We start from the raw sequence: 25574 nt of genomic DNA on the forward strand, positions 1-25574 counted from the left end.
TTTCAAGGATGTCAACATTTAGAGTGAAATTAAATTCAATATTTCATCTGTATATCCACGTTTTTTAAGTTCAATAAGAGGCAAATTTAAACAAAGTTTATCGCCGGATTTTTTGAACTTCTTTATGCTTTCATGAAAGAAGGAGACATCATCATACAGTAGACCTTTAACATGATTTAGAAATCCTAAGTCATCATCCAAAACATTCAATTTCTCGATTTTTTCTATAATTGATGCTGCTTTCTCTAGTTCCTTCATGTTGACTAAATAATAGGCAACCTCAATCATATCCGGTATCTCGTTTGACTGAAAATCAATCCATTTATTATCTTTTGCCCAAACATTATTAAGAAAGCAAAGAGCTAGCTCTAATTTGTAGACGTGATGAGGATTTTCTTTTGCGTATTCCATCCCCTTTTCATAACATAATTTAGCTTCTTCATAATCTTCAAATATAAATGTGTTTCCATATGTCAAATAACCAAATACAATTAATCTATTGTTATTTGTACTTTCAATAACTTTTTGGCAATGAATCCTGGTCTCTTCTAATTCGTAGTCATTCAAGGATATATTGGCTTTTAAAAGTTCAATTCGGCCATAATAACATTCTTTAATAAATCCATCAGGTAACTCTTCTATATCTAAAAATTGCGAAGTGCTTTTCATTAAACCGAATTCACCAATTTTCAGATATTCGTACATAATTAGTATGTTTGAAAATAAAAACATTTCAGGGGTTTTTATTCTGAATTTACCTGTTTCTCTTATAGCATCATTTAACGTAATTTCACTTTTATTTAATCTTCTATGTATAGAGTAAATCTGACCCCATTCACGGCTTATTGAATTAGATGATTCGTAAAGATTATTAATAAGCTGGTCAGTAAGCTCATCCCATTGATTTAAATCCGAATATTCAACTGAGTGTCTTGCACATTTTTTGTTAGGATCTAATTCTAAGAAGTACTCACTTAATAGCTGTTTTTCATTATCAGGAAACAAGCTTTTTACGATGTTTATTATACCTTCGATGTTATCCATTTCTTTTTCTGGGGTGTTCACAAACTTATAGAAACCATTTACTTTTTCATAACCGGCCAATTTAGCAAGTCGAGCTGCAAGCTGATTATCTTTTTCGCATTCGTTCTTAATCATCTTCTTTAATTTCAACTTGTCTCCCCCCCTTTTATTCACTTATCACTTCCCTTGTTTATAATATACCTCATAGTTGTCAGAATTTCAAGTATATATTTTATTTTTATTCTTTATTTGTTGTTAAATCAATGAAATTCCTATTTTAACCAGACAAGGGCTTAGGCTTGTAAAGTGCCCCTGTCCCATATTTTCTAACCGTATTCGTAATAGACATCCTTTTGCTTCAGTCTTTCAATCACTAAGTCTTTAAAAGGGATATCTCCCAAAATAGCAAACCGAATATGATCAATTTGTGTTCTGTTGCTTTGCGTCTCTTGCGACAATATTCTTTCTATATTATTTCGTTCAAAAGCATAACTTTGAAGTTTTTTTCTATACCGCTTATAATCCTCAATTGAACAATTGTTTACTTTTGTAAAATGAATTATCAATCTATCCAACTGCTCTGATGATAAAACTAATTGCGACCTTTTAAAATGCTGGAATGCATGACAGTTTGCACAAATTAAATCCAGGCCAATTAACTTGACAACCCCATTATCAAAATCGTATTCTTCTATTTCATGTACATGTAATTCTTTATAATTTTCTTCCTTTGGGTGGTGTTTGCATATATCACATGTGTAGTTATTCTCTTTTAGAATCTGGGGTCTAATCTTCTTTAGCCACAATGATTGAGTTAGATTTTTTCTAACTGTCTTTCCATGAAACATAGTTGGTTTAGCATCAATTTTTAATTTAAAATGAGCGAACTCATCCATATGAAAACCTCTTTCCTATCCTAATTTATTTTAATTTTACTTCATGATAAACTGCAATTGGTTCAACAGCTATATTAGGGTAAGAAACAGAGGCGAACATGTCATTAATTTTCGAAAACTCTTTCAAAATTTCGTTTATTACTCTTTCTAGAGACTTTTCACTTTTTATATTATCCATCTTAATACTGGCACCAAAGTCTTTAAAGTTATCTTCAATATTCCCTGGTTTATTAGGCGGGATTTTCGTTATTTGACAAATCAGATCCCATTCACCTTTTGGTTTAGAACCGTATTTATAAATCATATTTCTAGTTGTTTCACGCAAATTTTCAGGATTAATTGCTCCAATAAAATTAATCCCTTTTTGATTTTTGACTTCAATAGTGGTTAAGTCAGAGTAAACACTTTGAATAAAATCTGTAAAGCCACTTATATCATCATTTTTTTGACCACCTCTTATTAAACTATCTACAGTACCAATTTTCTCTATTGTACTCCCTAAATCTTGATAATCGTATATTGAAAATTCACCCTTAACTTTCACAAAAATTCTTTCATTTCTACCTAATGCATTCCTATCTAATTTTGAAACATCTTTATATGGTAAAACGTTAAGAAGTTCAGTTAGTGCAAAATCATGAAGTGTCTTTTGTTCTTGCAGTCCTTTTGTGTTGTTGTATGTATACTTTCCTTCTGCAGATAAAGGTACCCCCAGCAGCTCTAAAATCTTCGATGATTTAGCTGTCCCTTCTAACTCATGATTTTTCTCCTTAGTTTCAATTATTGATTCAACAATTCCCTTATTTAACTGAGCAAGAATCGATTGAATTTTGTCTCCATTAAAGTACACAATGTCTCTATATATCATGTAACAACACTCCAATTCTTATTTAAAATAATAGAAATAAAAGATTGAGGATTTTTTATTCAAACCATTTACTTTTTAAATTGTTCCTTGTGTAACAGAAGAATTGTAGATGTGGATTAGATTTATACCTCCTCCATGACTCTTCTCTAAGATCTAGCCTATACTTCATTTGACTTTTATTTGCAATATTTTTAAAAATTTCTATTGGACAAAAAAAGACAATTAAGTCTGCTCCTCTTTCAAAAACTGTAGCTATAAATGGTTTGAAATCTAATCTTTCACAGGCTTTTTCAGCTGATTCAAGAGCTTTCTGAGTAATTCCAATGCTGGGCTTTCCGTCAACTAGAGATTTAAATTTAACTGATATTCCCCAGTTTTCACCCTCTTCACTTCTAGCAAAGATATCAATCCCCACATAATCAAATTTCACACACTCAAACCCCTTGCTGGATAAATAAAAAAGAATCATTTGTTCACCAAATTTTCCAGCTATATCAGCATGCCTTGAACTTTTAAATACTAACTTTCCTCCATCCTGCCCCATATATGTAACCCCATTCTGAATAAAATGATTATTTTATTACTATTATACTACAATTTTCCTTGGTCACACTAAACAAAAAGCAGTCTATTCAGATCTGCTCCTTAGTGTTTCTTCTTTTAACTTTTTGTTTAGTTTGAAGCCAATTAAGACATTGACAATAGCTGCTGGAAGATATAAAACTCCTGCACCCATTATTCCCAGCGCAGTGCTTGAACCCAATATAAATGCCTGCATTTCTGTGTTTCTTGACTTCAGGCTAAGTAATACTAAGAGACCCGCTAAAACTCCCATAAGCCGTGCAATACCTGGAATAAAGAAATCTGTTAGGACTCCAAATAATTGCCCTATAATTGATAGCATAATCCCGAAAAAGCTGGACAATAAAACTAAATTTTTAATGTCATTTCACTCCTTTTTAAAGCCGCTTCCATTCAACATACTCAAATCGTTTCTGATACAAGTCTTCAAGTATAGCAGCCCATTCAATCCAACCTTCTGCAACAATGTTTTTCTTTTCTCCATTCTCAATCCACTCTATCCAATACACCTAAACACTCCTAACGCTTTACGACTTGGATTTCCCTTACCTCACATTGCACATTACACTTCGTTTTCAGCTCACTTGCTACCTCAATGACTTCATACATTGTTTGCAATTTAGAAGCGCCGTGGAGGTCGCTAGATGTTAAATAACCGTCCTCATCTAAATTAAATGATTTGAAGTATTCCTTATTTTCAAACTGCAATACATAGAAATAATCAATCAAAGGCATAAATCAACCTCTTTTAAATAATTTTGTAATCCTCATTGCCAATGGCAGTAAACCAATTAACATAAAAAAAGCAATCACATTAAGCTTATTTTTGAAAAACAGGCTGGCCAAATTCCTTTCCATGCCCGCTGCTGTTTCTTTATCCATGAGTTCTTTAAACTCCTCATCATAGACCTGATCAACAAAAATAAACTTAATGCCGGTCATTAATCCAACTCCAAGCCAGATAATTAAAAAATAAGCTAATCCAATCATTTGTTCCCTCCCTATATCGAACGAAATTTGGTATTCTTGAGTATGTTGAATAAATTATGTAGGTGATCTTGTGGAAGAGAAATACGAAACAAACGGATATGACACTTCAATCGTATATGATTACAAAGAATATCCTGATGTAAAATACGGCCGCTGCGACAATTGTGATTACACTTTGTTTAAAAGCTCTGTGAAGAGTGGAATATTTTTACGTGAATGCAGAAGGTGTGGCATGAAAAAGAGCATTTAGTGTAATGCTCTTTTTGATTAAAACACTTCTTTTATCTTAATTCTTTATGCTCTCGGATTAAGACATGTAATCGTGTTAAGGTTAATACATGATTGCATAAGGAGTGATACCTTGCTAAAAGTTGCAAAAATTTCGGTTTCTTGCTTTGCATTAGTCTTGTGTGTATATTCACTGTTTAATCAAAATGAATTATTATTGATTGTTGCGCAATTATTTGTTGCAGCCCTTTTATCAGTAGTCGGGCTTGAAGCAATATTAAGCAAACAAAAACTGTCTGGATATTTATTGTTTGGAACAGCAGCCTTCTTACTTGTTGTCAACTGTGTTAAATTCATGATTTAATTTAATGTAGGAAGATGGAATCCCAAAACCAATAAATGAAAGCTGCAACAATACTCATAATGTAATAATTTAAGCTTCTGAATACAGTAAGAGCATTTGACGGATAATCAACAAACCAGAAAAAAACACAGCTAAAAAGGCTACTGCAGCATAAATTAACAAATTGATCAAACTGAATTTTCTGGGCCTTCTTCTTAGTAATTTTTGCAAAGGGATAGCAAATAATAAGTAAGTGATAAATGAGTAGAATGCTATGATTCCTATTGTGATTAATGCGATCGCCATAAAAGCTGAATAAACAAACATATACAAGCCAAAGATTAGACCATATGACAAGCTAGAACATACCAATGTATAAGCGTAACTGTCTAACGGTTTATATAACCCCAAAATGGTACCTCCGCTATTCTTCCGTTTCTATTAAAGAATTGCTTTATGTTGAAGGATCAATTACTTCTGGTTTATTAACGTTACTTCTATAGTCTACTTCTTCCGTTCCATCAAGTTCAATTGTAAGAAGAAGGTCATAACCATCTTTAATATGTACAACTGAGTGTGAAAAGTCATCTGGAAACCCGACATGAGATAAAAAATTTGCAAACTCAGTTGATCTCATTTTAGAAGGGCCAAATGTAAAGTAGTTTTCAATTAAAACAGTGTCCCCATTTAGAAAATCAACATAAGTTAAATCATCTCCAGAGTTTTCCCCATAATGAAAGTGAGTGATTTTTGTTACTTTTTTAAATCGCTTAGTTTCAGCCATCATTTTAATATCATTTATTACAACTGATGGATCATCCCTTCCACTTACCGGCCGAAAAATAATTCTTGGCTCTTTGTTATACTTATATTCCTTAGTGAGTTTTTGCAAACTATAAATATTCATTATATTCTCCTCTTATCTCTTTAAAATCGTAGTTATATTGTCTATTTGGCTGTTTTAATCACAATTTGACACTCAATTTTATAATCTGTTTCACCGGTCTCAATCTTTGTATCATCACGGTTAATTTTATATTTCCCTCCATACAAACTTGCTGAAATTGGGTGCCTTATGCCACTCTTTAACTGATCGAAAATGTGTTTCTTGCCTTCTTGAAAATTCTTTCGAGGAACATGTCCTACTTTGAAATCATTTACATAGACAGCTATAGCTTCCGTATCGTACTTGTTATTCTCTTCTATTCGCAATTCACAATTAGAGAAAAGTGCATTATGATAAACAAAGATTGGCTCATCAAAAGTAGATTCTAAAATCTCTTTATTTGTCATACCATCATATTTTTCATCGAAGAAAAAACTATTTTCATCCTCAGTCTTGATGGCTTTCTTAATATCTTTTTGATAGTGTGATGTTCCTGCAACTTTAAAGTCTATATACTCAAAAAATGCAGACTTTTCTTCATATTTCCTTGAGAAGGCAGTTTCTTGAATCAAGATTGGGAAATTTTCTTTTTTAGATGTCGCCTCTGTTTCGTTATTAACATTAGAAGTATTAATATTATTATTTCTATTCTCATTCTGTTCATTTTTAACTTTGTTCTTGAAAAAGTTGAATATGCCCAAATGTACCCCTCCAATTAAAATAAAAGAATGATTTTATTTAAACACCTTGAGTATAGTCTGATTTGTCAATAGTTACGAGATGTTCAATATCATCATAGTGCTCTGCATTCATAACCTCATAAATATCAATTCCAAGATTTTTCTTCAAATTGCTTTTAGCATGTAAAACAATCATATTATCTGCATTAATGCCATTAGGCATTTGTGGTACACCCGCATCTGTTTTGATTTCTACACCGTTTACATTGAAAGTTACTTTTACTGTATTTTGCATTATAACCTCTCCTATTCCCTATAAAAGTACGATTTTATGCAGACCTAGAAAACTTGTAATTCCTTCCTATGCTTGTAACTTTAGTATACCATTTTCATCCTGAGTGATCGATATGGTTATGATCTTTTTGGAAAATCAATAACTCATGCAGCTCGATGTTTAGGTATGTACATACCTTATCCAACAGCTCTCTCGGATACCGCTCCATTTCGTCATTATAAAGCTTTCTGACGGTCGGATACTCATGATCAATATCTCTGGATAGCTTTCGGATACTGATCTTTTTTTCGTCTAATATGGGCTTTAAATTTGATCTAATCAAGGTACTCACCCCATTTCCTAAATATGCTTCCAGGTTTTATATAACACAATGTCTGATATTGTTGACCTCTTCACACCAAATCTTTCTGCAAGATAATTTTGTGCCTCTGTCTTTTTCATATTGTTAATCAGAAGTTCATATTCTTTTCTTATTGATTTAACCTGCCCTTGACTGAGTTTTGACTTGGGATTTAACTCTCCCATTTTTAACTGAGCTAGTTTATCAATATATTCAGCTGTTTGCCTTTTTTCAATAATCCCCTTCCTAATATTCGTTTTCGCTTTGTCAGACATTTTATAATCCCTTTTCCCATAAAAGGGATGTCCAATTTTCATTAAGCTCATTTTTTGTTTCGTTTCCTCAGAAAGTTTTCTTCCTTTTAGAGCTTTACTTATTTTTTCCTTTGATTCTTTAGAATGCTTAAAACCTTTAGGAGGCATAACTCTTACACCCCTTGCAATATTGTTCTAATGTCCATATCCCGCCTTGTGAAGTTGTCATTATCTTGTCTTAATACAAGCTCGGCAAATGCCTCAGCAAAGTCCTCTTTATAGTTGTATTCAGCCCTCTCTGATTTGCCTTCTTGAGAGAGTTTATAAGTTTTATAATTTAATAGCTGATGATGTACGGCATGCCCTAGTTCATGAATGGCTGCTTTTAAAGTTGATCTTCTGCAAAGAAAGATCGTTCTTGATTCTGGACAATAAGCCCCTAATACTTGAAACTCAGAGTCAACATGTTCTTCAGTTTTATCCAGTACAACAGTTCCTATTTTATCCTCTAAAGTATACTCAACTTTATCCAATAATCCTGGAAAGGTGCTGTTTATATAATTAATTGCCTTATTATGAATAATGCCGACATGGGTAAGATTAAAAAGATCCATGATATCAAGAAGACCTCCATTTAATAGTTATTTGTGTAATATATTCCTTGTTTTGTAATTCAAGTATACCATGATCATTTTAAGTTATCAAATATTATTTTATTTTTACTCTAATTTTATTTTTGTCTCTTTTCTTTAAAATCCATGTTTTATTCAGTTATTTAGATTTGGCCTAATTAGATTAACGATTTCTTTTACATATTCAATAAACTGATTTTGGTCTTGAAGAATACCAAGCTTTTCGTATTCACCAGTAAAAAGCCATTGTGGGGTTTCCCCATTTGTCTGTATCTCCATGATAAAGCTTGATCCTTTTGTGTTGATCTCTTCATCTTCCTTAATTTCATAATGATGTGTAATCAATTTTTTCAAAGAGTGGCTGTCCTTTATTTCTTTTGTATAAAATGATAATCCCTGCTCCTCATACTGCTTTAGTTCAAAGCCATTATCCAGTAAAAAGTTCAAGGTGTTTTGATTTAATGTAAGCAACATTTATTTCCCCTTTCATTAAAACTGCTGTTTTATTCAGATTTTAAGGCATTCACAAGCTTCTCCCTGCACTCATCGCAAACGTGTATTATGCTTGTCGCATATGGCAAACAAATACTATATACACCTTTCAATCTTCTATTCCCACATCCATTGCAATGTTTAGTTTCTTCTGTTTTATGTACACTAATTTTATCTCTATCCAAACTGCGCCCTCCTTAATCATCCGTACCGTCATACATTTGATCTTTTGAATGAGTTTCAAGATGTTCCAGAAAGTCTCGCCAGTTATCTGTCCCATTTTCTATACATTCACTAAAATATTCTTTCATGAAATCACTGTTTATTTCATTAGATTCCAACCAATCACGAATTTTATTCGCATCCTCTATTGCCTGCTTGTAATTAAAAGAACTGTTTAGAATGGCTTTCTTAATATCATCAGGAACATGCATTACTTCACGCCCTCCTTATTTTTTATAAACGACCATGTTCTTTTAAGAATGATTCTGTATCCTTGATTCTAGTAATCAAAATGCTATTATCATGCCATATTTCGTTAGAATCCTCTTTAATCCTGTAAAGTATGTCCAGCTCATTTTCTGCGCTGTCAAGTTGACCGTTCAAATATCCTTTGTCATACTGTTTCATTCCGCATCCTCCTCTAACCCTATTACAAGTTTTTCAACTGCTCCTATCTCATATAAGAACTTTTCAACGTCACGAATCAGACTATCTACGGTATCTGCCGCATATCCATCTTCCTCTTGTGCTATCTCTTGTAAATCATCCATAGTAAGTATTACTTCTTGCAATGCTTCTGCTTGTTTTTTGTTTATTCTATGACCTTTGAAGTCTTTCATATCCTTACCTCCGTATGTATAAAATTGTTGTTTTATTCATCTTCTACTTTGCCCCATTTTTCTTTGCAACTTTTGCAAATATAATAATCCTCGGTACCATCGTTTTCTACATAAAACTCTACTCCCTTTTCCATATGAGAATTGATATTCATTCCGCAAGAAGTGCAATGTTCTATAAAAAATAAAGGATCAACGTTATACATTATTTACTCCCCTTTCAGATAACTATGTTGTTATTTAATATTACTATTTAGATATGATTATATAATGTATACTGGTATTTCGCTTTTGGATGACCCAACCATGATCTGTTTTATTGCTTTGAATTACGGGCAACTGCCAAACTATTTTATTTTCAGCATCTTCACATCACCTTTTTAATCCATGTTATATATTGAACTGATTTCACCTATTAAATTTTCCTCATGATCATAAACTTTTCTTGTCTCGATACGGACAACAACATCACCCACAGGACTAGAGAAAACAATCTTTTCACCATCATTAAACATAAATTCTAACCCATCCAATTTAAAAACTGTTTCAAGGTGTTGTTTCACTGTACTCTCATTCATTCGATTCTTCTCCTTTCTGTTTGAAGATTATAGACTGATCTCATTATCTAACAATGGAGTAACTCTATTCGCCTCTTAATACAAATTCGGGATTATGATTGCTTCTGATAAACTCTTCTAATTCCCTGATTCGCTTTACAATAATGCTGTCTTCACTCCAACATTCGTTAGACTCAGCTCTAATACTAACCAACGTTTCAAGCTCACGCTGGGCGCTATTAATTTCGGCATCAAAGTATCCTTTTTCATATTCCGTAAAAATTCTCATATTAACCTCTCCATTCTGTTTAAAATATGCATTTTATTTAAACAACTTCGAGCTGCTCTTCTATAAAGCTAGTAAAATCATTTTGTTTAATCGGTGTGGTAATTTTCTCGTTTTTTAACTTCTTATACCTTATAACCATTCTATTGATCCATATCATGTATTCATAAATTTTATATTCATCACCTGGCTTTATTCCTTGAGATAGCATATAGTATCTGAACCTAACTTGGCATTCATCATAAGGAGGAGCTATATTCATGTGTTTTGACCTCCTTGTAAGCATCCAAATGTTGCTTCTTCAATATTCAATCTCAGAATGATTCTCATAATCTCTTCTTGGAACCCTTCACTGTCTTTTTCACATGAAAGTTCCGTTAACTTTTTCATATCAGTAAGATTAAGATTTGGTAATACTCTCTTCACAAAATGATCTTTTGCTTTTGCAATGTTTTCTTTTTCTTTTTTTGCCTCTCTCATTGATTTTATGCTAACTACTTTTGTTGATTTAACTTCTTCTTGTACTTCATCTACTTGCTTTGTTTCTTCTGTAATCTGCTGAGGTGCAGGATCTGTAATAAAGCTTTCAACTAACTCAGCTTCACCATTTTTGATTAGTTCTAATGCTTCAACTTTCTTAATTGGGAAACTTCTCATTTGAGCCCAGCTATATCTATAGTATCTGTTTCCTTTTTGTTTAATTAACATCATCTTTAACCTCTCCATTCATAAAGTAATATTATTTTTATTCTAATTTTATGTAATAAATTCTTATCTCCTTAACTTGTTTTAAGTATAACATGGTTATTATAGATTATCAAATGTTATTTTATTTTTATTCTAATAAATTTATATAAGTTTTCGTTCAGCTTGCTGAACAAAACCGGACGTAAAGCGCCCTTCTTTACGGACGTATGTAATTAAAATGTTCTCCCTTTTTTAAAATTTATTTTTATACCCTTTCCCTAAAGACTTAGGCTCTGAAACCCTTGATATGACTGACTTTTTTTCAAAGTTTAAGAGGTTTGTTCTATTAACCTATTCATTTAACCATTCTAAAAGCAGCTTCCTCATCCTTAAAGATGGAATGAATAATGTTATTTCTTTTCCATCTCTTATACCTGATCTCCATATCCACTGTACTAATTCAGATAAAGCAAACAAATCCTGATCAATTGCAATATTATATTTATTCTTAAAATAACTATAAAGGATTGTATTAACGTATCTGTTTATTGTATAAGCTAAATGTTTCTTATGTTTAAATTCATTTGTAGCACGTGCATTGCAGGAAACAAAACCTTTTGTATAACCATTACCTTTTATTTTATTCTTATGTTCTGAATAGGTCGTCCACATTGCTTCATCACTTGATGACTTAACAATGTTGTTAAAGTAATTGAATACATTGTTCTTTACTTTTTTGATTGTATAAGATGACTTATCTTTGTACCAGGTTGATGATAATGAATAATCTAACTGGCCTACAGCATTCAAGTTACCTTCATAAATTTTAATCTTATTACGGATCATTCCCTTAACGTTGTTCTCAAAGTCTTTATTGTATTGAGTGAACCGGTATTTTCCATCTATGTAGGATGACACATATTTTTCATAAGCAATCCCATTCACATCATAGTAATACCTTTGTATCTGAGCATCAAACATGTAAGTTAATATGTAAACCTCTTTAAACAATTTGAATACCTCAGCTGGAAAGTTCCAAATCAATATACTGTCTTTAAAATAAACAAGATTATTGTTCAATGCCATGTCTCTAATGTCATTGTAACGTGTCTCATAATCCCTTTTATCTTCGTTCCATTTAACAAATCCATCTTCAACATAGATAAGATTAGAATCAAATAGTGTTGTAAGATCATGTGTCTTCACTTGTAGCTGCTCAACTACTTCCATAACCTCATCTAATATTAAAGTATAGTTACCTGAAAGGATAAGCTCTTTTGTTTCATCGTTTGCATTCTTAAATAGGTTATGAGTTGCAACAATGTTTTTATTCTGTGATAAGAGTTCATGAAGTGATTCAAATTTATATTGAGTCTTATCCCCTTTTGTTCTTACTTTAGGTTCATACATTTGTCTGTTGGTTACACTTTTCTTTATCCGCTCAACCTCATTAAGATAAGGTGTGACAAATATAAAGTTATCTTCTGGGTTAGCGTTGTTCATGTAGTTAATAGCTGCTGATGTCTTACCAGATCCCATTATGGAATCAACTACTTTAACTTTATTCATTTAGCATCTCCTTTTGATTTAATTAAAATAAAGGAACGATAAATGTTTACCGCTCCTTATTTACAGTTTGATATTTAACTGGTGTGTTCAAGGTTCATGTTGTTTAACTTTGCTTATCTCTTCTCTGTACTCTAAAAGGTCTGAATCAATTCTGTCAGTTGTTTTCTTGATGGAGTCAATATCTTTCTTGAGCATTTCTAATTCCTTAGCAAGCTGCCGAATAGCATCCAGGAATTTATTCTCCACTCATCTCACCTCAATGATTTAATTATACCATGAGGCCTATATGATTAGCGTGACTTGTTTCTTAGATTAAGGAATACAAAATAGATAATCCATAACAGTATGGCAATGATACATGTGACTATGAATGTTGTGTTGATTAGTGTTTGTGCTTCGCTGCTGAAGTAATCTTTGATGAGTTGAAACATTAAGAATAAGCCAATGAATGTGACATGGGTAAACCATAGTGAGAATCGTTTCATGTTTACAATGTGCTTGATCATGTTATAATATGGGTAGGAACTAAAGGAGAAGTTCATTCCCCTTTAGCTTAGCTCTCATCGGCGTATACGTTGGCGTTGTCTCTTTGGTCGGAGTCGCTTGCGTATACGCTTTTTCTTTTTGCTTGTCCCATTCATTAAGTTTCTTACCTTCTCAACTATTGTGAGGCAGTTGATAGTAAGAACTGTTAATGAGATGAGGAAAGCAACTAAGATACCCACTTTCTCAAGCACTATGTACACCTCCTTTCCTATGACTCTATTATAACACAGTTTACCTATAAAGTCATTTTATTTTTACTCTAAATAATTATATTTTGTTGGTGAATGTATTGATGCTTTAATTAGTCTGTAGGATGGTTTAGCTGTTAGGACAGCATTGATATGGGAATGGACATTGGATGGCTTAGATAGGTGTTATATTGATTCTGAGAGCGTGGTAGTGTGATAAGCGAAGGATATATGATTACATAAGGTATGGTTATGTATAGTGATGAGTATAAAATAAATATGTCTTCGATTCCCTCGGATTCGTTATAAATACGATTATCTTTAATGAACGGTTATTCATTTTTATATTGCCGACCAATTTATTTTTTTAAATTTATTCTTGTGTTTGACCTGGAATTATGTTGGAGCTGTGTTGAATAAACAGCCTTAAGGAATTCCCTACATAAGGTATATTATATGGGGTTTCCACTGCCAGTATATGGGGGTATTTTTACATCTAATGGTAAAAATAAGGGAACGAATGTGCCTATAGCACTTCCATTTCCACACCCTTCCCAAATTTACATTTTCCCTATTTCACATAAAATCGTCCTTTTTCACATCGTAATCGTTATCGTAAAAACCTATATTATCAATGTTTTTCCCTCTTCAAATTTCTCCTTTTTCATCAATTTCTCCTTAAAACGACTTCTTTCCCCTACTCCCACTTATGTTTTACGATCGTTTGCCCCTATTCACTAATTAAAGTATCAAATATCATTATGTTTACTGTCTTTTTTGACCCTTTATAAATTTTTACGATAAGCATGTTTTTCGTGTACGATAACATTACGATATGCAAACTTATCCCCAAATAAAAAACATGACCCTACACCAGATTTTCTTGTGTCTATTTCCACTTTCCATCATATATCCATTTAATATTTTTTGAATTTTATATTTACAAGAATAAAAATAAAATATATAATCGAATCACCTGGTATACACAGGAATTTTTAATAGCTCCCTTTAGAATAAAAATAAATTTACTATGGAGGTGATTGGATGAAAAGACAGTATATGTTTAGCAACTTAATTGGTTTTCTTGAGGCTAAAGTTATTAATGAAACAGCTACACTAGAAGAAGAAAATCTTTATCAAGACTATTTGTGGTACGGAACAGTTAATCAAAGAAGTCATACATACAGAAATTTAGTGTCCCAATATTTAAATAGTAGTTATTAAGAATAAAAATAAAATAGTTTATTAATTTACAAGGGGAGAATTTATTGAAAGGAAAAAAAGACGGTCTAAATAAGCAAGTACATATTTACAGTATTGATACTTCTGCTTTTTATAATGATCAAGAAAACAAATTACATAACAAGATTTTAAAATCATATAGGTACAGAGAACATCTCAAAAAACTTGAACATGTTGATAAAAAACATAAGAAGTACATAACGCAAAGGATTATTTCCTTAAAAGAAAATCTTTATAACGCTTTTAACAATCATAATCAAATAAGGACACTTAGAACAGATTCCCTGAAAGATAATAATGTGATTTCATTATTTGATTCAGTCTTAACTCGAACGTTGGGAATCAAAGAAAACTCTCTCTCTGAAGAGATCATGGTTGTCCAAACTTATCACTTTCAAATTTTAAGGGACATTATTGATAAAGGATTCATACATAACAATGAGAAATACGTTTATTTCACTAGCAGTGCCGGTCAAATACGAACCAAAAAATCTTGTTTTATCAAACAAAGCACCTTAGATAAGTATCAAAATACTCTAACTTGTGGTCTTAGTGTTGAGCATATCAATGCTCAAGGTGGAAGCAGCATAAACAAATGGAATAGCTACATGGCCTTATCGAATAGCGCCAGCAGTCCATGGGAAATTGATATTGATAAAACTATTGTCGTAAATGACTTAGAAACAAACGTTTCCAGCCTGGTTGATTATATTGACCGTGATACATATGAAATCACTCGTAAAGTTATGGATATTCCTATAGAACATACAGATGGTTGTGGAATGATGCTTCCTAGTTTGAGCCAGAAAAGCTTTATGGTCAGATTGCCTTGGGTTAAGGGTCTACTTGTTCCGTTTGACTTTAGAAAGTTTGCTGAAAAACACAGTTCATTTAAAGTTAAGGACGTCTACGGTAAAGAATGGGACATTATTAAAGATGATATCCAAATAATTTTTACGAAAAGCCAGTTTAAGATGTGGAAGTACTATGATTCTTGGGATGATTATCGCTATAAATTTAAAAAGTATGGATGTTTAGGAGCTAAATTAAATGAAGAAGATCCATCTGTTGAGGGAAAACTGACTTACCAGATGCTACAAACACTCACTGATATCACAGATGAGGAATTGAAACAAATCAGCTCAAAGACTGTTAGTGAGATTACTCAATTAGGCACTGATAAAGAAACAATGATGAAAGTTTTAGGGGCTACCGAGAAAAATAAACATAAGACAAGCCTTCAAGAAGCTCTACTAATATATCCTGAGCTGCTAAATGATGACCATACCAAAGAAATCATTAAGAATAAGAAGAAGAGTATGATTAAGGACGCCAAATCTGGGAAATTACTTGTCAGTGACGCCAGGTATACATATTTATGTCCTGATCTATATGCTTTTTGTGAAAGATTGTTTCTTGGAATTGAGAATCCGAAAGGACTCCTCACCGGTAGCGATGTCCATTGTTCTTTATATGATGAAGGGTATATTGATATCCTCCGCTCTCCTCACCTATACAGAGAGCATGGAGTTAGGTGGAACAAAAAAGATGAGGAATATGAAAAGTGGTTTATTACCCCAGGTGTTTATACCAGCATACATGATCCGATATCCAAGCTGCTACAGTTTGATAACGACGGAGATAAGGCCTTAATTATTTCTGATGAGCTAATCGTTAATATAGCCAAACGTAATATGGAAAACATCGTTCCGTTGTATTATGAAATGTCAGTAGCCCAGAAACAAGAGATTAATAGCAGAAACATCTATGAAGCACTAACTCTTGCTTATGGGATCAATATCGGGGAGTACAGTAACAATATCACTAAGATATGGAACAGTGACAATATAAACCTAGACGTGATCAAATGGTTATGCATGGAGAATAACTTTACTATCGATTTTGCAAAGACGCTTTTCATGCCCACCCGCCCTGATCATGTTGATGAGCAAATCAAAGATTACATAAAAAATAAAGTCCCCTACTTCTTCATCAATGCAAAGGATAAAGAAGAAAATAATGTTGAAAAACTTAATAACAGTACAGTAAACAGGTTAGAACAAATTATTCCTTCTGATAGAATTAATTTTAGGTCTGTCGCTGGTCACTTTGATTATCAGTTATTGTTGAAAAACAAGAATACTAGATTAGATGAATCGATAATTAAAATGTATACCAGACTTGATCGCAACAAAAAGTGGTTAATGAATAGTGACGAAGAAACGAAACCAGGTCAAAAGCTTTATGTTTATAAGATAATTAAGGATCGATTACTGGAAGTACATAATAAGGAACAATACATAGTTGATGTTTTAGTTAAACACCTTTACAAGAAGAAAAGCAAGTTCAAAGCCACCCTATGGGAATGTTTTGGTGATATTATGCTTAATAATTTAAAAGTTAATTTAAAGGACATGAAGAGGTGTGATGATTGCGATCTTTTATTCTCTCCATCCTCTAATAGACAAAGGCTTTGTGAAGGGTGTGGAAGTAAGAGAGAAAAAGAAAAAACAAAGGAACGAGTAAGAAGATTTAGAAGTGTAACGGTTTAGAAAGTGCCTTGAACCCTTGGTACATAAGGGTTTCTGGCTCTATATGTAAAAACCAGCAAAAACCAAGGGACTTTAAATCCTTGCAGGACAAGGGATTGAGCGATTTTTAGTCAGAAAATAGATAATCGCCATAAGGGAGAAAGAAAGCTAATTTCCACATATAAGGGTGAGTACGTCTCCCATTTTTCAATAGAAGCACAAACGTTACCGTAATTATACTTTAACAAAAAATAACCAAAATCACTAGGAGGAATTAAAACATGAACAAAACAGAATTTGTTGGAGCAGTTGCAGAAAAATTAGGTGTTCCTAAGAAAGAAGCTACTCCTAAAGTAGAAGCAGTATTTGATGTTATTGTTGAAACACTAGCAAAAGGTGAATCAATCAAGATTCCTGGAGTTGGTACATTTGAAGTCCGCGAACGTGCAGCACGTAAAGGGAGAAATCCGCAATCAGGCGAGGAAATTGATATTCCAGCAACAAAAGCACCTGCCTTCAAGGCTGCAAAAGCTCTCAAAGATGCAGTGAAAGCTTAACAATCTATAATGAGGGATTAGCATCTCTCCCCTCTCTTCACCTGTAAATGCGGTGGTGGAATAGGTAGACACATACAAGCCGAAGGGCCGTAAACTTATGCGAGGTGCAAATCCTCGTCTGCATTCACTTCAGGTGTTAAGAGAGATTATTTGATTGCCAACATTGGGGTGTTGTCAATCAACCGTTGATTACTAATATATGGGATATCAGTTCTCGACTAATGTTCATTATGAAGATACAGACTAATTTGAATGAACATTAGTGGAGATTCCTCTTCTGTGTGGACTAGCTTTTATTGATTAAACAATATCTACTCCCCTATTTTCTGTATCATTCTGACACAAAATTGCGGTTGGTCATTGCAGTTAGTCGGATAGTAGTCATTTATGAGGGTGCGAGGTTAACTCGGATGTCTGTATCTTAAGGAGACAGGTAAATGGCTATTATCGGGCTAAACATGTCGGTAAGACCTATGCTACTCAAGCTGAAAAATTGCTGTTTTGTAGGGTGAATCCCATCACAGTCTTACTATGGGTGACATGTAGCCTGAATATTAATTACGGTGTACTGCTTCGGCTTACACTTAGGTAAGGCAGATGCGTCTTCCTTCCCTTTAAATAAAGCCCTTGTAAGCTTTGGGGCTTATTATGCGGTCATCAAAATTTTTCCGGGTTAGCGAGTCTTCTATACTCGTAAAATAAGTGGAATAGTGTTTGAGCGATTGATCACCGCTCCTATTTCACAGAAAAGGATTATTTTCGGTCTTGTCTTTTCAATTTCACTAGAAAACACATTCACTATTTTATTCGCTATGTCTCCTTCAATGTTCTGAATGGAGACTTACCTTCCATGCACATACCTCCTTACACGAGTCAGAGAAAACTGTGTAAAATAATTGGCGAGCGTTTGAGACGCTTTGTTTCTCAATAAGGCGTGTAACCTAACAAGAGAGACTGAAATGCCATTGAGAAGGCTTATAATGAGTCTTTCCTTCTCATTCATTGGTGTAGGTGAGATGGGTAAGAAAATAACTAGAACAATAGAATTTAAAAGTCATTCACTCTTTTTTTTTTTAGCTTTTACTTTGTCATAACCAAACATAAAGCCAAAAGCTATCATTATTGCCCCACCAAAACGAAGATATTGGTGATATTCAAAATCTTTAAAAACAGTAACCGCTCCAACTACCAACAAAACACCTATTATAATAAAGGCATTCAAAACTTTGTCTATCAAAAAAACACCCCTTTTTCAAATTCATCTACACTTCATTATACCTATTGTGGATTATTTTACCACCCGGAACAGTTTTTAATAACTGGAATAGGTCTGTAATTCATATGTACGCAAGATATCAATAATCTCCTTCGGGCGTTTCCCCAACGCCTATCCGACTTATCTTTTCATCTCCTTCATATCCCCTTTTCGGACGTTACCGATGCTTCGGATCATCGGGCTTCCGAAGGAGCTTATTGTACGTAAATAAAACAAATATTGGAGGAATTTAATTTGGCTAAAGGTAAAAAAGAATACTCTTTTAAAAAATGCACTGTAAACGTTGATGAAGATCAAATTATTGAGTATAAAAATGATGGCATACACATTCACTCATTATCTAAGTACTTAAGAGAAATTGAAAGCAAAACAGAACCGATTGATTTCACTTTAAAAAGCGACAGTGAAGTTGTGCCTCAAGAAACTGAAGGACTCTCTGAGTAGGTGATGACTGAATGACAGCTATTTTAAACCCTGTGTTGCGCCGTGAAAAGGAAGAATCCTTTACTGACTATCACATCCGACTTTTTAAAAATAAAGATACTTATCACATTGATACTAAAACCATTGCCGCACTCTTAAACAAAGATCAAGGTACAAATTATGATGAGAGTAAATGGCGCAAGGATTATAAGCAATATGAACGATGGAATGATTACATAATGTCCAAGAGTTTGGATGAAGAAATTCTAAGGAAATACGAAGAAGTGCGACTTCAATCTGAAAAGGAAAAGATTAGAACTCGTGATCAAAAAAGAGAATATAGAAAAAGTATAACGAATCAAGCTCGCTTTGAAAAAATCAAGGATGATGTAGTCCAAGCTATTGTTAATTTAGAATCAAAAAGACCTCTTCGTTTCACTTTCCCCCTCCCAGCTACTGCTGAAAAGCATGGGCTTGCTTTATTCAGTGACTGGCACTTCGGAATGGAAATTGATAACCGCATCAATAAGTTCAATAAAGAAATATTCGATCAACGAGTTGAGCATCTCACAAACAAAGTAATTGAGTATGGAAAGAAGAATCATGTCTCCACATTACATGTTGCGAATCTTGGCGATTTAATTGGAGGTCTTATACATGTTTCAACAAGAGTTCAGGCTAATGAAGATGCTGTAGAGCAAATTAAATATGTGTCAGAAACGCTTGCTGAGGTGTTAGCTATGTTGGCCAGCGAGTTTCAAGAAATTAAGTTTTACAATGTAGCTGGTAATCACGGTCGTCTCTCCCCTTCTAAGAATGATGTGGGAATAAAAGAAAACTTTGAATACCTCATTAATTGGTATCTCGAAGCTAGATTAAGAGATATTAAAAACATTTCCATCGAACCGGAACAAGATGGTTTTATCCCCGCTAAAATCAACAATCAAGAAGTCGTGTTTGTCCACGGTCACTATGATCGTGTTGATCAATGCGTAACCCGCCTACCTCAATTACTTGGTTATATTCCTTCTTACATATTCGGTGGTCATATTCATCACAACTATGAAAAAGAATATGGCAGCACAACAGTTGTTGTAAATGGAGCGCTTGTTGGCGCTGATGATTATGCGATGCAAGGTCGCTTTGGCACGAAACCGTCTCAAAAGTTCATGGTCTTTGATGAGAATGGTATTGAGGCTACTTACATTATTCGCTTTAAGAATGAAAAGTAAAGGGATGAGTCTATGTCTGCCAATGAATTTATAGGAATATTAGCAGAACAGTGGGACAACCTGTCCCCTGAAAGCAAGAACACTCTAGTAAATTTAATTGTTAATTGATATAAAACTTTAATTTTATTTAGATTGGAGTCGCATTAATGGCTGACTGCAAAAAGGTTTATTAAAGTAATACAAAAAAAAAACGATTGAGGATGAAGAAGAAAATGACGAATGAAGACTTTAAATATCTGAATAAGCACTTAGAAACACTTGCCCAACTCAAGCAGTCTGGATACAAATGTGATAAAGAGATATCTACTGTTATTAGTAAATTACATAAACTAATGGGACTTGCATCAAAATCAAAAGTTAATTTTTACACTTTAGGTAGCAATGTTGAAAACGAAAACATTGCTGATTATAAAATAGGCGTAGATTTTCCAAAAGGAAATAGGTTGTTAATCGTTGATCCCCGGACAGACTATACAACAGTTTTACTTGTTAATGTTAAAGACTCCAAATTTGAAAACATTAAAAGAAGAATAGTCCCTCAGACATTCGGATATCAAGCAGACCTATTGGTTCAGATTTTAAAAGAAAAACGCCCTGACAAACTGTTGATTGATACATGTGGAATTGGTAAAGGGTTAATGGACATGGTGATTAAAAAGTTAAAAACACAAGATATCGAAATGTCTCCCAGCGGTGATTTGACCTTTAGTTAAACACCTTTTTAGAACGCCCAGCGATGATTGCGGTACTCCCCTTCCGCTCTATTACTGGGCGTTTCATAAAATGTGTTTACATCAACTTTATGGAGGTGAAATGGTGGGTCGGAAACCTAAAGAAAAAGAAAAACTGTTATGTGCTGCATGTCAAAAGGAAAAAGACAAAGATTCTGGCTTTTATAATTCCCGCAGCAAGCTTTATGAAAAAATAGGAAAAGTACCAATTTGTAAATCTTGTCTCAAGAAAAATATAGACTACAGCAACATGGACTCTGTATACACTGTCTTACAGCAAATCGATGTCAAATTTGATCCTTTATACTGGGAGCAAGCAGTTCAAAGAAAAACTGACACATTTAGTGCATATATGACAATGGCAAATTCCCTAAAGCAGTTTAATGGAACTGGTTGGAAGGACAGTATTTTAGAACAACAACAAGAAAAAGCTATTGCTGCCGAAGCTCAGCGTGATTCAGTAAAACAAGTCTCAGATGAAATAATTGATAAATGGGGAATTGGTTATACACCCGATGAATACCACCAGTTTGAAAGGAAGTACAACAAACTCATTCGAAATTATGGAGAAAAAACCGCTCTCCATACTGAGGGATTACTCTCATATATTCGCTTCCGTGTCAAAGAGGAATTAGCTACAGCTAAGGGTGAAGTAAAGGAAGCTAAAGAGTGGGGTCAAATGGCTTCAAAAGCAGCTACTGACGCAAAGATCAACGTTTCTCAGTTAAGCAAAAGCGATATTAGTGGCGGTGTGGATGTGCTGTCACAACTTTTCGAAGCAGTTGAAACTGAATTAGGTATCATCCCTCTCCTTCCCCGCCTAACCGCTCAACCTTACGATGATGCTGATTTAATCATTTGGGCCATAATCAATTATTACAGAAGACTAGAGGATAAAGAAAAAGTAGCTTATAAAGACATATATCATTTTTACGATGAGATGCTCGAAGAAGATTTCAAATCAAAGGGGCTAACTACAGAGGAAATTGAAAACTTGAAAAAAGCACGAAACAACGTTTTCCGTGACTTAGAAGATGTGTATAAAGAGCCACTTTACGACACTGGGGATGAAGAATAATGGCAAGCTACAAAAACTTCACCTCTAAGAACAATAAACATACAAAAAATCGAACAGATATTTATGAATCCTCATTTGAAACTCCAGTAAATCCCAATGATAGCTCTAACTTAATACAGAAAAACATTTCAAAATGGGCAGAATTCACCTCCTTCATTCGTTTTTATCCTGATATTTTTTATGACATGTTAAAACCCGAAGTTGGTGGAATTGAACTTGATTTATACCAAAGAGTTATGATGAGAACCCTAAGTCGCTTCCCTCAAAATTACTTCTGTATTCCTCGCGGCGGATCAAAAACCCTCACTCAAATCATGGTTGCGTACCATACAGCAATCTGCTTCCCAAATGTCACATTAGCAATAACCGCTTCAACCAAAGAATCTGCGGTTAAAATTTGGAAAGAAAAACATGATGAAATTTTAAGGTTCTATCCTTCTATTGCAGATGAAATCAAAAGCGAAAGTTTTTCCAAAGATACTGGAAGAGTTGAATTTCAAAATGGCGCAATTATCGATAACCTAGCCAACGCTCAATCTTCAAAGGGATTACGTAGAAGACGTGGCTCTCTTGAAGAATCTGCATTAATCGATAAGGATCTCTATGATGATGCCATTGAACCAATATTCAATATTCCACGAACTACAATGACTGGTGAAATTGATCCTGCAGAATTAAATGGCCAAATAAACCGTTTTTCAACATCAGGATACAAAAACTCTGATGAATACGAAAAGATTCTTACTATGGTTAAAGAAACTGGTGACTTGAAAGGCTCCTTTGTATTTGGATCAGATTGGAGAATTCCTATCCACTTTGGTCGTCAAAAAATGTCCACGATTAATAAAGCCAGACAAGGAAACGTTACCCGCTTTCGACAAAACTACCTTTGTGATTGGATTGGCGCAAGTGACGGAGCTTTAATCAACATCAGTAAATTAATTAAAGCCAGAACTATTACACAACCAGAGCTATCTTGTCCTCGGGATAAAAACAAAAACTTTTTGCTTAATGAGTATGTTATTGGTGTAGACGTTGCACGTTCTGCAGCTGAGTCAAACAACAAAACGGCTATTATTGTTTTAAAAATTATTAGGAATAGTAACAACCTTATTAGACAAGTTCAAGTAGTTAATATCATTGAACCACCTAATGGATTAAGCTTTAAGGAACAATCCATCATGGTGAAAAGAGTCTTTAAAAATTATGGCGGAAACCAAGACCTCTCACTCTCTAGAGTCAAAGCTGTTGTTGTTGATGGTAATGGAGTCGGCGGTGGATTAATCGACCGATTATTAGAAGATGTTACTGATCCTGAAACAAATGAAGAGCTTGGATGTTGGGCTACAATTAACACTGATCAAAAACCAGACGTGCCTAATTCACCTGAAGTCGTTTACAACCTAAAATCACAAGGTATAAACCAGGATATTATCACCCAGTTTTTAGACTATGTTGAATCGGGGAAGTTAAAGTTACTCAAAGCTTTCGAAGATATCAAAAACCAAAAAGACATTGCAGACGATGTTATGGTTGAAGCAGCATGTATTCAAACTCAGTTGTTTATTGACGAAGTGGCCAACCTACGGATCAAGAAAAACCAAAATTCTTTTACTGTAGAACAGGTTGTAAAACGTATCGATAAAGACAGATACAGTGCGATTGCTTACGCCTTATATTACATTGCTCAATTTTTAGAGAAAGAGGAATCCGATGAAGAGTATTCATTTGGGTTCTTTTTTAATTGAATTTTTTAATCAGGAGGTGAAAAATGGATACTCAAAAAGAGCCGTCTTATGAATATAATACTGATTTATCAAACCTGGATTCGCTATTCTTCAATACCTCAAATACTTCCGTTTCATATGATCGAGTGAAAACTTGGCTTAATAATCACAATCTTTATAACAAACAAATCCGAAATGCCTCAAAATTTCTTTATAATTCAAATGGTATTTACAGGAATGTAATTGACTACATGGTTTCTCTCCCTACCCTAGACAGAGTTGTCTACGGGAACTCAAATGATCATAGTCAATTAAAATTGGACAAACGAACATATGGAATCGCATTAAGAAAAATAAATGACAAAAATATTGTTCGAGATTCACTTAGAAAATTAAGTCTTTACGGCACATCTTTCCATTATTTCGAATCAGTTGCAGCTGACAACTTTCCTAAAACACTTAGTGATTATGAAGTTGATTCAATATCTGAAATCAACGATACAAAAGAGTTCAATTGTTCTATCCTCCCTCTCCCTATCGATTACTGCAAAATTGTCGGGAGAAAAAATTCTTCATATTTGGTGGCTTTTGATGTATCCTACTTTGATCAATTTACAAGCAAAGGGAGATCTTTAAAACTTAAAAGGTGGCCAAAGGAATTTAGACAAGGTTATGTTGAGTATAAAAAAGATCTCAATAAACGTTGGCTCGTATTAGACAACAATAAGACGATCACCGTTAAAGGCAGCGCTGATTTGGAAGATCAATGGGGACGACCGATTGGACTAGCTGCATTTGTTGATATGGTTTATGACGATTATTTTGTTGATACAAAAAGAAACATTCTTGATGATTTGAACAGTACATTAATTTATCAAACATTACCTGAAGGTGAAAAGAAAGGTGTATCTTCTTTAACACAAAAGCAACAAGAACAACAGCACAACAGTATCAAAAATGCCTTAGTTTCTAAAGGCGCTGTCAAAGGGATAAAATTCTTCTCTTTGGCCTCAGGTACTAAGCTAGACAAGCTTGAGACTAACGTTGATTTCCTTAAAGTCAAAGGTGAAGATGAATTAATAAAACGAATATCAACTAACTTAGGTTTTGCAGGTTCAGCGTTAAATGGTCAAGACGGAAATTATTCCTCTCAATCTACAAACATTGAAATGGTGTCCTCACAAATTTTCTCCTGGTTAGAACAGATCTCTAGTGAGTTTAACAAAGTCATTAATGCAAATATCATTAAAAATCCCAAGTCTTATGTTGAAGTTTACTATCTCCCCCTTACCCATGTTAACCGTAAAGAAAAAGTCCAAAATATGAAGGACTTGTACACGAGTGGTCGAGGAAGTTTAACCGCTTGGATAGCAGCTACTGGGTGGAATCCTGATGCCTACTTGTCATTAATGGAATATGAAAAAGAAGAAGGATTCGATGAGAAATTCCCTGTTCATGCAACTTCCTACACTATGAGTAAGAATGATAAGTCTGCTGGTCGTCCTGAAGACGATAGTTCTCAAAACGAGAACACCATTAAGTCCAAAACAAATAACAGTAACGGTACGCCCTCTGGCTCATGAAGGGAGGTGAATT

The 25574-nt window shown here is 33.8% G+C and carries 39 protein-coding genes and 2 pseudogenes; 12 read left to right on the forward strand and 29 right to left on the reverse strand.

Annotated elements, in window-relative coordinates; genetic code table 11:
• Nucleotides 1–18: 18 nt before the first annotated feature.
• The 7 genes from ACZ07B_RS01340 to ACZ07B_RS01370 all read right to left on the reverse strand — a co-directional run bounded on the left by ACZ07B_RS01340 (nt 19) and on the right by ACZ07B_RS01370 (nt 4359).
• Nucleotides 19–1173 (reverse strand): AimR family lysis-lysogeny pheromone receptor, encoded by a 1155-nt coding sequence (locus ACZ07B_RS01340; protein WP_268397227.1) that lies wholly within the window; start codon nt 1171–1173, stop codon nt 19–21.
• A 176-nt stretch (nt 1174–1349) separates the two neighbouring features.
• Nucleotides 1350–1919, reverse strand: a complete 570-nt coding sequence (locus tag ACZ07B_RS01345) for a hypothetical protein (RefSeq protein ID WP_464876817.1) — start codon at nt 1917–1919, stop codon at nt 1350–1352.
• A gap of 25 nt (nt 1920–1944) precedes the next feature.
• Nucleotides 1945–2787, reverse strand: a complete 843-nt coding sequence (locus tag ACZ07B_RS01350; protein ID WP_268458928.1) for a DUF6414 family protein — start codon at nt 2785–2787, stop codon at nt 1945–1947.
• Nucleotides 2788–2842: 55 nt separating this feature from the next.
• Nucleotides 2843–3331 (reverse strand): hypothetical protein, encoded by a 489-nt coding sequence (locus tag ACZ07B_RS01355; protein ID WP_268479141.1) that lies wholly within the window; start codon nt 3329–3331, stop codon nt 2843–2845.
• Nucleotides 3332–3746: 415 nt separating this feature from the next.
• Complete coding sequence (locus tag ACZ07B_RS01360) at nt 3747–3878, reverse strand: hypothetical protein (protein ID WP_004399255.1); 132 nt, start codon at nt 3876–3878, stop codon at nt 3747–3749.
• 10 nt (nt 3879–3888) lie between these two features.
• A complete protein-coding gene (locus tag ACZ07B_RS01365; RefSeq protein ID WP_071582325.1) occupies nt 3889–4104 on the reverse strand; it encodes a hypothetical protein in 216 nt (71 codons plus the stop codon).
• 3 nt (nt 4105–4107) lie between these two features.
• Nucleotides 4108–4359 carry a hypothetical protein gene (locus ACZ07B_RS01370; protein ID WP_124058414.1) on the reverse strand — a complete coding sequence of 84 codons (252 nt, stop codon included), beginning with the start codon at nt 4357–4359 and terminating at the stop codon, nt 4108–4110.
• A 70-nt stretch (nt 4360–4429) separates the two neighbouring features.
• Here ACZ07B_RS01370 and ACZ07B_RS01375 point away from each other — a divergent pair, with 70 nt between their 5' ends.
• Both ACZ07B_RS01375 and ACZ07B_RS01380 read left to right on the forward strand, forming a co-directional pair.
• Nucleotides 4430–4609: a hypothetical protein gene (locus tag ACZ07B_RS01375; RefSeq protein ID WP_003231000.1), complete on the forward strand. Its 180-nt coding sequence runs from the start codon at nt 4430–4432 to the stop codon at nt 4607–4609.
• 111 nt (nt 4610–4720) lie between these two features.
• Nucleotides 4721–4951 carry a hypothetical protein gene (locus ACZ07B_RS01380; RefSeq protein WP_464876818.1) on the forward strand — a complete coding sequence of 77 codons (231 nt, stop codon included), beginning with the start codon at nt 4721–4723 and terminating at the stop codon, nt 4949–4951.
• Between the two features lies 1 nt (nt 4952).
• Here ACZ07B_RS01380 and ACZ07B_RS01385 read toward each other — a convergent pair.
• The 21 genes and pseudogenes from ACZ07B_RS01385 to yonT all read right to left on the reverse strand — a co-directional run bounded on the left by ACZ07B_RS01385 (nt 4953) and on the right by yonT (nt 13184).
• A pseudogene (locus ACZ07B_RS01385) lies at nt 4953–5344 on the reverse strand (UPF0715 family protein).
• 40 nt (nt 5345–5384) lie between these two features.
• Nucleotides 5385–5837 (reverse strand): hypothetical protein, encoded by a 453-nt coding sequence (locus tag ACZ07B_RS01390; RefSeq protein WP_464876819.1) that lies wholly within the window; start codon nt 5835–5837, stop codon nt 5385–5387.
• A 41-nt stretch (nt 5838–5878) separates the two neighbouring features.
• The gene (locus ACZ07B_RS01395; protein ID WP_464876820.1) at nt 5879–6517 is read right to left on the reverse strand and encodes an HIRAN domain-containing protein; all 639 of its coding nucleotides are present in this window, start codon (nt 6515–6517) and stop codon (nt 5879–5881) included.
• A gap of 37 nt (nt 6518–6554) precedes the next feature.
• Nucleotides 6555–6791: a hypothetical protein gene (locus ACZ07B_RS01400; RefSeq protein WP_114168598.1), complete on the reverse strand. Its 237-nt coding sequence runs from the start codon at nt 6789–6791 to the stop codon at nt 6555–6557.
• 94 nt (nt 6792–6885) lie between these two features.
• Nucleotides 6886–7113, reverse strand: a complete 228-nt coding sequence (locus tag ACZ07B_RS01405; RefSeq protein ID WP_217002669.1) for a helix-turn-helix domain-containing protein — start codon at nt 7111–7113, stop codon at nt 6886–6888.
• 17 nt (nt 7114–7130) lie between these two features.
• On the reverse strand, nt 7131–7553 hold the full coding sequence (locus ACZ07B_RS01410) for an NUMOD3 domain-containing DNA-binding protein (protein WP_268279369.1): 423 nt from the start codon (nt 7551–7553) through the stop codon (nt 7131–7133).
• Between the two features lie 5 nt (nt 7554–7558).
• Entirely contained in the window at nt 7559–7999 is a 441-nt protein-coding gene (locus ACZ07B_RS01415) for a hypothetical protein (protein ID WP_268279368.1), read from the reverse strand.
• 153 nt (nt 8000–8152) lie between these two features.
• Complete coding sequence (locus tag ACZ07B_RS01420) at nt 8153–8488, reverse strand: hypothetical protein (protein WP_464876821.1); 336 nt, start codon at nt 8486–8488, stop codon at nt 8153–8155.
• Nucleotides 8489–8520: 32 nt separating this feature from the next.
• On the reverse strand, nt 8521–8694 hold the full coding sequence (locus ACZ07B_RS01425) for a hypothetical protein (RefSeq protein ID WP_166852641.1): 174 nt from the start codon (nt 8692–8694) through the stop codon (nt 8521–8523).
• Nucleotides 8695–8706: 12 nt separating this feature from the next.
• A complete protein-coding gene (locus ACZ07B_RS01430) occupies nt 8707–8943 on the reverse strand; it encodes a hypothetical protein (RefSeq protein WP_003230991.1) in 237 nt (78 codons plus the stop codon).
• 22 nt (nt 8944–8965) lie between these two features.
• Complete coding sequence (locus ACZ07B_RS01435; protein ID WP_015968356.1) at nt 8966–9139, reverse strand: hypothetical protein; 174 nt, start codon at nt 9137–9139, stop codon at nt 8966–8968.
• Nucleotides 9136–9351: a hypothetical protein gene (locus ACZ07B_RS01440; protein WP_284929312.1), complete on the reverse strand. Its 216-nt coding sequence runs from the start codon at nt 9349–9351 to the stop codon at nt 9136–9138. The genes ACZ07B_RS01435 and ACZ07B_RS01440 overlap by 4 nt, the downstream gene beginning before the upstream one ends.
• Before the next feature lie 32 nt (nt 9352–9383).
• The gene (locus tag ACZ07B_RS01445; RefSeq protein ID WP_464876822.1) at nt 9384–9554 is read right to left on the reverse strand and encodes a hypothetical protein; all 171 of its coding nucleotides are present in this window, start codon (nt 9552–9554) and stop codon (nt 9384–9386) included.
• A gap of 174 nt (nt 9555–9728) precedes the next feature.
• On the reverse strand, nt 9729–9926 hold the full coding sequence (locus ACZ07B_RS01450) for a hypothetical protein (RefSeq protein ID WP_464876823.1): 198 nt from the start codon (nt 9924–9926) through the stop codon (nt 9729–9731).
• 64 nt (nt 9927–9990) lie between these two features.
• Nucleotides 9991–10194 carry a hypothetical protein gene (locus tag ACZ07B_RS01455; protein ID WP_326249005.1) on the reverse strand — a complete coding sequence of 68 codons (204 nt, stop codon included), beginning with the start codon at nt 10192–10194 and terminating at the stop codon, nt 9991–9993.
• A gap of 37 nt (nt 10195–10231) precedes the next feature.
• Complete coding sequence (locus tag ACZ07B_RS01460; protein ID WP_464876824.1) at nt 10232–10453, reverse strand: hypothetical protein; 222 nt, start codon at nt 10451–10453, stop codon at nt 10232–10234.
• The gene (locus tag ACZ07B_RS01465) at nt 10450–10902 is read right to left on the reverse strand and encodes a hypothetical protein (RefSeq protein WP_464876825.1); all 453 of its coding nucleotides are present in this window, start codon (nt 10900–10902) and stop codon (nt 10450–10452) included. Before ACZ07B_RS01465 ends, ACZ07B_RS01460 begins: the two co-directional genes overlap by 4 nt.
• Nucleotides 10903–11229: 327 nt before the next feature.
• Nucleotides 11230–12447, reverse strand: a complete 1218-nt coding sequence (locus tag ACZ07B_RS01470) for a hypothetical protein (protein WP_464876826.1) — start codon at nt 12445–12447, stop codon at nt 11230–11232.
• An 87-nt stretch (nt 12448–12534) separates the two neighbouring features.
• Nucleotides 12535–12693, reverse strand: coding sequence for a hypothetical protein (locus tag ACZ07B_RS01475; protein ID WP_121572579.1), 159 nt, complete (start codon nt 12691–12693; stop codon nt 12535–12537).
• Nucleotides 12694–12737: 44 nt separating this feature from the next.
• Nucleotides 12738–12989: a hypothetical protein gene (locus tag ACZ07B_RS01480; RefSeq protein WP_464876827.1), complete on the reverse strand. Its 252-nt coding sequence runs from the start codon at nt 12987–12989 to the stop codon at nt 12738–12740.
• 18 nt (nt 12990–13007) lie between these two features.
• Nucleotides 13008–13184: a type I TA system toxin YonT gene (yonT, locus tag ACZ07B_RS01485; RefSeq protein ID WP_225516770.1), complete on the reverse strand. Its 177-nt coding sequence runs from the start codon at nt 13182–13184 to the stop codon at nt 13008–13010.
• Between the two features lie 1041 nt (nt 13185–14225).
• Here yonT and ACZ07B_RS01490 point away from each other — a divergent pair.
• The 4 genes and pseudogenes from ACZ07B_RS01490 to ACZ07B_RS01505 form a co-directional block, all read left to right on the forward strand.
• Nucleotides 14226–14405 carry a hypothetical protein gene (locus ACZ07B_RS01490; protein WP_464876828.1) on the forward strand — a complete coding sequence of 60 codons (180 nt, stop codon included), beginning with the start codon at nt 14226–14228 and terminating at the stop codon, nt 14403–14405.
• A 44-nt stretch (nt 14406–14449) separates the two neighbouring features.
• Nucleotides 14450–16975: a hypothetical protein gene (locus ACZ07B_RS01495; RefSeq protein WP_464876829.1), complete on the forward strand. Its 2526-nt coding sequence runs from the start codon at nt 14450–14452 to the stop codon at nt 16973–16975.
• Nucleotides 16976–17235: 260 nt separating this feature from the next.
• Nucleotides 17236–17511 (forward strand): HU family DNA-binding protein, encoded by a 276-nt coding sequence (locus ACZ07B_RS01500; protein WP_120363383.1) that lies wholly within the window; start codon nt 17236–17238, stop codon nt 17509–17511.
• Nucleotides 17512–18074: 563 nt separating this feature from the next.
• Nucleotides 18075–18185 (forward strand): annotated as a pseudogene (locus ACZ07B_RS01505) (hypothetical protein); the annotation flags it as partial.
• A 380-nt stretch (nt 18186–18565) separates the two neighbouring features.
• Here the strand turns inward: ACZ07B_RS01505 and ACZ07B_RS01510 are convergent.
• Nucleotides 18566–18748 (reverse strand): hypothetical protein, encoded by a 183-nt coding sequence (locus tag ACZ07B_RS01510; RefSeq protein WP_464876830.1) that lies wholly within the window; start codon nt 18746–18748, stop codon nt 18566–18568.
• A gap of 273 nt (nt 18749–19021) precedes the next feature.
• On the opposite strand from ACZ07B_RS01510, the gene ACZ07B_RS01515 reads away from it, so the two are divergent.
• From ACZ07B_RS01515 to ACZ07B_RS01540, 6 genes are all read left to right on the forward strand, one after another.
• Nucleotides 19022–19231: a YonK family protein gene (locus ACZ07B_RS01515; protein WP_068947519.1), complete on the forward strand. Its 210-nt coding sequence runs from the start codon at nt 19022–19024 to the stop codon at nt 19229–19231.
• Between the two features lie 11 nt (nt 19232–19242).
• Entirely contained in the window at nt 19243–20442 is a 1200-nt protein-coding gene (locus tag ACZ07B_RS01520) for a metallophosphoesterase family protein (RefSeq protein WP_217002448.1), read from the forward strand.
• A 212-nt stretch (nt 20443–20654) separates the two neighbouring features.
• The gene (locus tag ACZ07B_RS01525) at nt 20655–21155 is read left to right on the forward strand and encodes a hypothetical protein (RefSeq protein ID WP_268422129.1); all 501 of its coding nucleotides are present in this window, start codon (nt 20655–20657) and stop codon (nt 21153–21155) included.
• Nucleotides 21156–21258: 103 nt separating this feature from the next.
• Nucleotides 21259–22251 (forward strand): hypothetical protein, encoded by a 993-nt coding sequence (locus tag ACZ07B_RS01530; RefSeq protein WP_412095527.1) that lies wholly within the window; start codon nt 21259–21261, stop codon nt 22249–22251.
• Nucleotides 22251–23999: a hypothetical protein gene (locus ACZ07B_RS01535; RefSeq protein ID WP_032721637.1), complete on the forward strand. Its 1749-nt coding sequence runs from the start codon at nt 22251–22253 to the stop codon at nt 23997–23999. The genes ACZ07B_RS01530 and ACZ07B_RS01535 overlap by 1 nt, the downstream gene beginning before the upstream one ends.
• A 23-nt stretch (nt 24000–24022) precedes the next feature.
• Nucleotides 24023–25561, forward strand: coding sequence for a hypothetical protein (locus tag ACZ07B_RS01540; RefSeq protein ID WP_268324229.1), 1539 nt, complete (start codon nt 24023–24025; stop codon nt 25559–25561).
• The last annotated feature ends 13 nt before the right edge of the window (nt 25562–25574 follow it).

Source organism: Bacillus sp. 9.4, from assembly GCF_055486415.1.

Bases quoted from the DNA above. Each gene is read 5' to 3' on its own strand.
- ACZ07B_RS01525 (WP_268422129.1), top strand. From the start codon at position 20,655: ATGACGAATGAAGACTTTAAATATCTGAATAAGCACTTAGAAACACTT.
- ACZ07B_RS01460 (WP_464876824.1), bottom strand. From the start codon at position 10,453: ATGAATATAGCTCCTCCTTATGATGAATGCCAAGTTAGGTTCAGATAC.
- ACZ07B_RS01400 (WP_114168598.1), bottom strand. From the start codon at position 6,791: ATGCAAAATACAGTAAAAGTAACTTTCAATGTAAACGGTGTAGAAATC.
- ACZ07B_RS01480 (WP_464876827.1), bottom strand. From the start codon at position 12,989: ATGAACTTCTCCTTTAGTTCCTACCCATATTATAACATGATCAAGCAC.
- ACZ07B_RS01430 (WP_003230991.1), bottom strand. From the start codon at position 8,943: ATGCATGTTCCTGATGATATTAAGAAAGCCATTCTAAACAGTTCTTTT.
- ACZ07B_RS01540 (WP_268324229.1), top strand. From the start codon at position 24,023: ATGGATACTCAAAAAGAGCCGTCTTATGAATATAATACTGATTTATCA.
- ACZ07B_RS01435 (WP_015968356.1), bottom strand. From the start codon at position 9,139: ATGAAACAGTATGACAAAGGATATTTGAACGGTCAACTTGACAGCGCA.
- ACZ07B_RS01365 (WP_071582325.1), bottom strand. From the start codon at position 4,104: ATGCCTTTGATTGATTATTTCTATGTATTGCAGTTTGAAAATAAGGAA.
- ACZ07B_RS01490 (WP_464876828.1), top strand. From the start codon at position 14,226: ATGAAAAGACAGTATATGTTTAGCAACTTAATTGGTTTTCTTGAGGCT.
- ACZ07B_RS01355 (WP_268479141.1), bottom strand. From the start codon at position 3,331: ATGGGGCAGGATGGAGGAAAGTTAGTATTTAAAAGTTCAAGGCATGCT.
- ACZ07B_RS01390 (WP_464876819.1), bottom strand. From the start codon at position 5,837: ATGAATATTTATAGTTTGCAAAAACTCACTAAGGAATATAAGTATAAC.
- ACZ07B_RS01440 (WP_284929312.1), bottom strand. From the start codon at position 9,351: ATGAAAGACTTCAAAGGTCATAGAATAAACAAAAAACAAGCAGAAGCA.
- ACZ07B_RS01455 (WP_326249005.1), bottom strand. From the start codon at position 10,194: ATGAGAATTTTTACGGAATATGAAAAAGGATACTTTGATGCCGAAATT.
- ACZ07B_RS01415 (WP_268279368.1), bottom strand. From the start codon at position 7,999: ATGGATCTTTTTAATCTTACCCATGTCGGCATTATTCATAATAAGGCA.
- ACZ07B_RS01450 (WP_464876823.1), bottom strand. From the start codon at position 9,926: ATGAATGAGAGTACAGTGAAACAACACCTTGAAACAGTTTTTAAATTG.
- ACZ07B_RS01345 (WP_464876817.1), bottom strand. From the start codon at position 1,919: ATGGATGAGTTCGCTCATTTTAAATTAAAAATTGATGCTAAACCAACT.
- ACZ07B_RS01500 (WP_120363383.1), top strand. From the start codon at position 17,236: ATGAACAAAACAGAATTTGTTGGAGCAGTTGCAGAAAAATTAGGTGTT.
- ACZ07B_RS01445 (WP_464876822.1), bottom strand. From the start codon at position 9,554: ATGTATAACGTTGATCCTTTATTTTTTATAGAACATTGCACTTCTTGC.
- ACZ07B_RS01520 (WP_217002448.1), top strand. From the start codon at position 19,243: ATGACAGCTATTTTAAACCCTGTGTTGCGCCGTGAAAAGGAAGAATCC.
- ACZ07B_RS01465 (WP_464876825.1), bottom strand. From the start codon at position 10,902: ATGATGTTAATTAAACAAAAAGGAAACAGATACTATAGATATAGCTGG.
- ACZ07B_RS01535 (WP_032721637.1), top strand. From the start codon at position 22,251: ATGGCAAGCTACAAAAACTTCACCTCTAAGAACAATAAACATACAAAA.
- ACZ07B_RS01350 (WP_268458928.1), bottom strand. From the start codon at position 2,787: ATGATATATAGAGACATTGTGTACTTTAATGGAGACAAAATTCAATCG.
- ACZ07B_RS01370 (WP_124058414.1), bottom strand. From the start codon at position 4,359: ATGATTGGATTAGCTTATTTTTTAATTATCTGGCTTGGAGTTGGATTA.
- ACZ07B_RS01410 (WP_268279369.1), bottom strand. From the start codon at position 7,553: ATGCCTCCTAAAGGTTTTAAGCATTCTAAAGAATCAAAGGAAAAAATA.
- ACZ07B_RS01470 (WP_464876826.1), bottom strand. From the start codon at position 12,447: ATGAATAAAGTTAAAGTAGTTGATTCCATAATGGGATCTGGTAAGACA.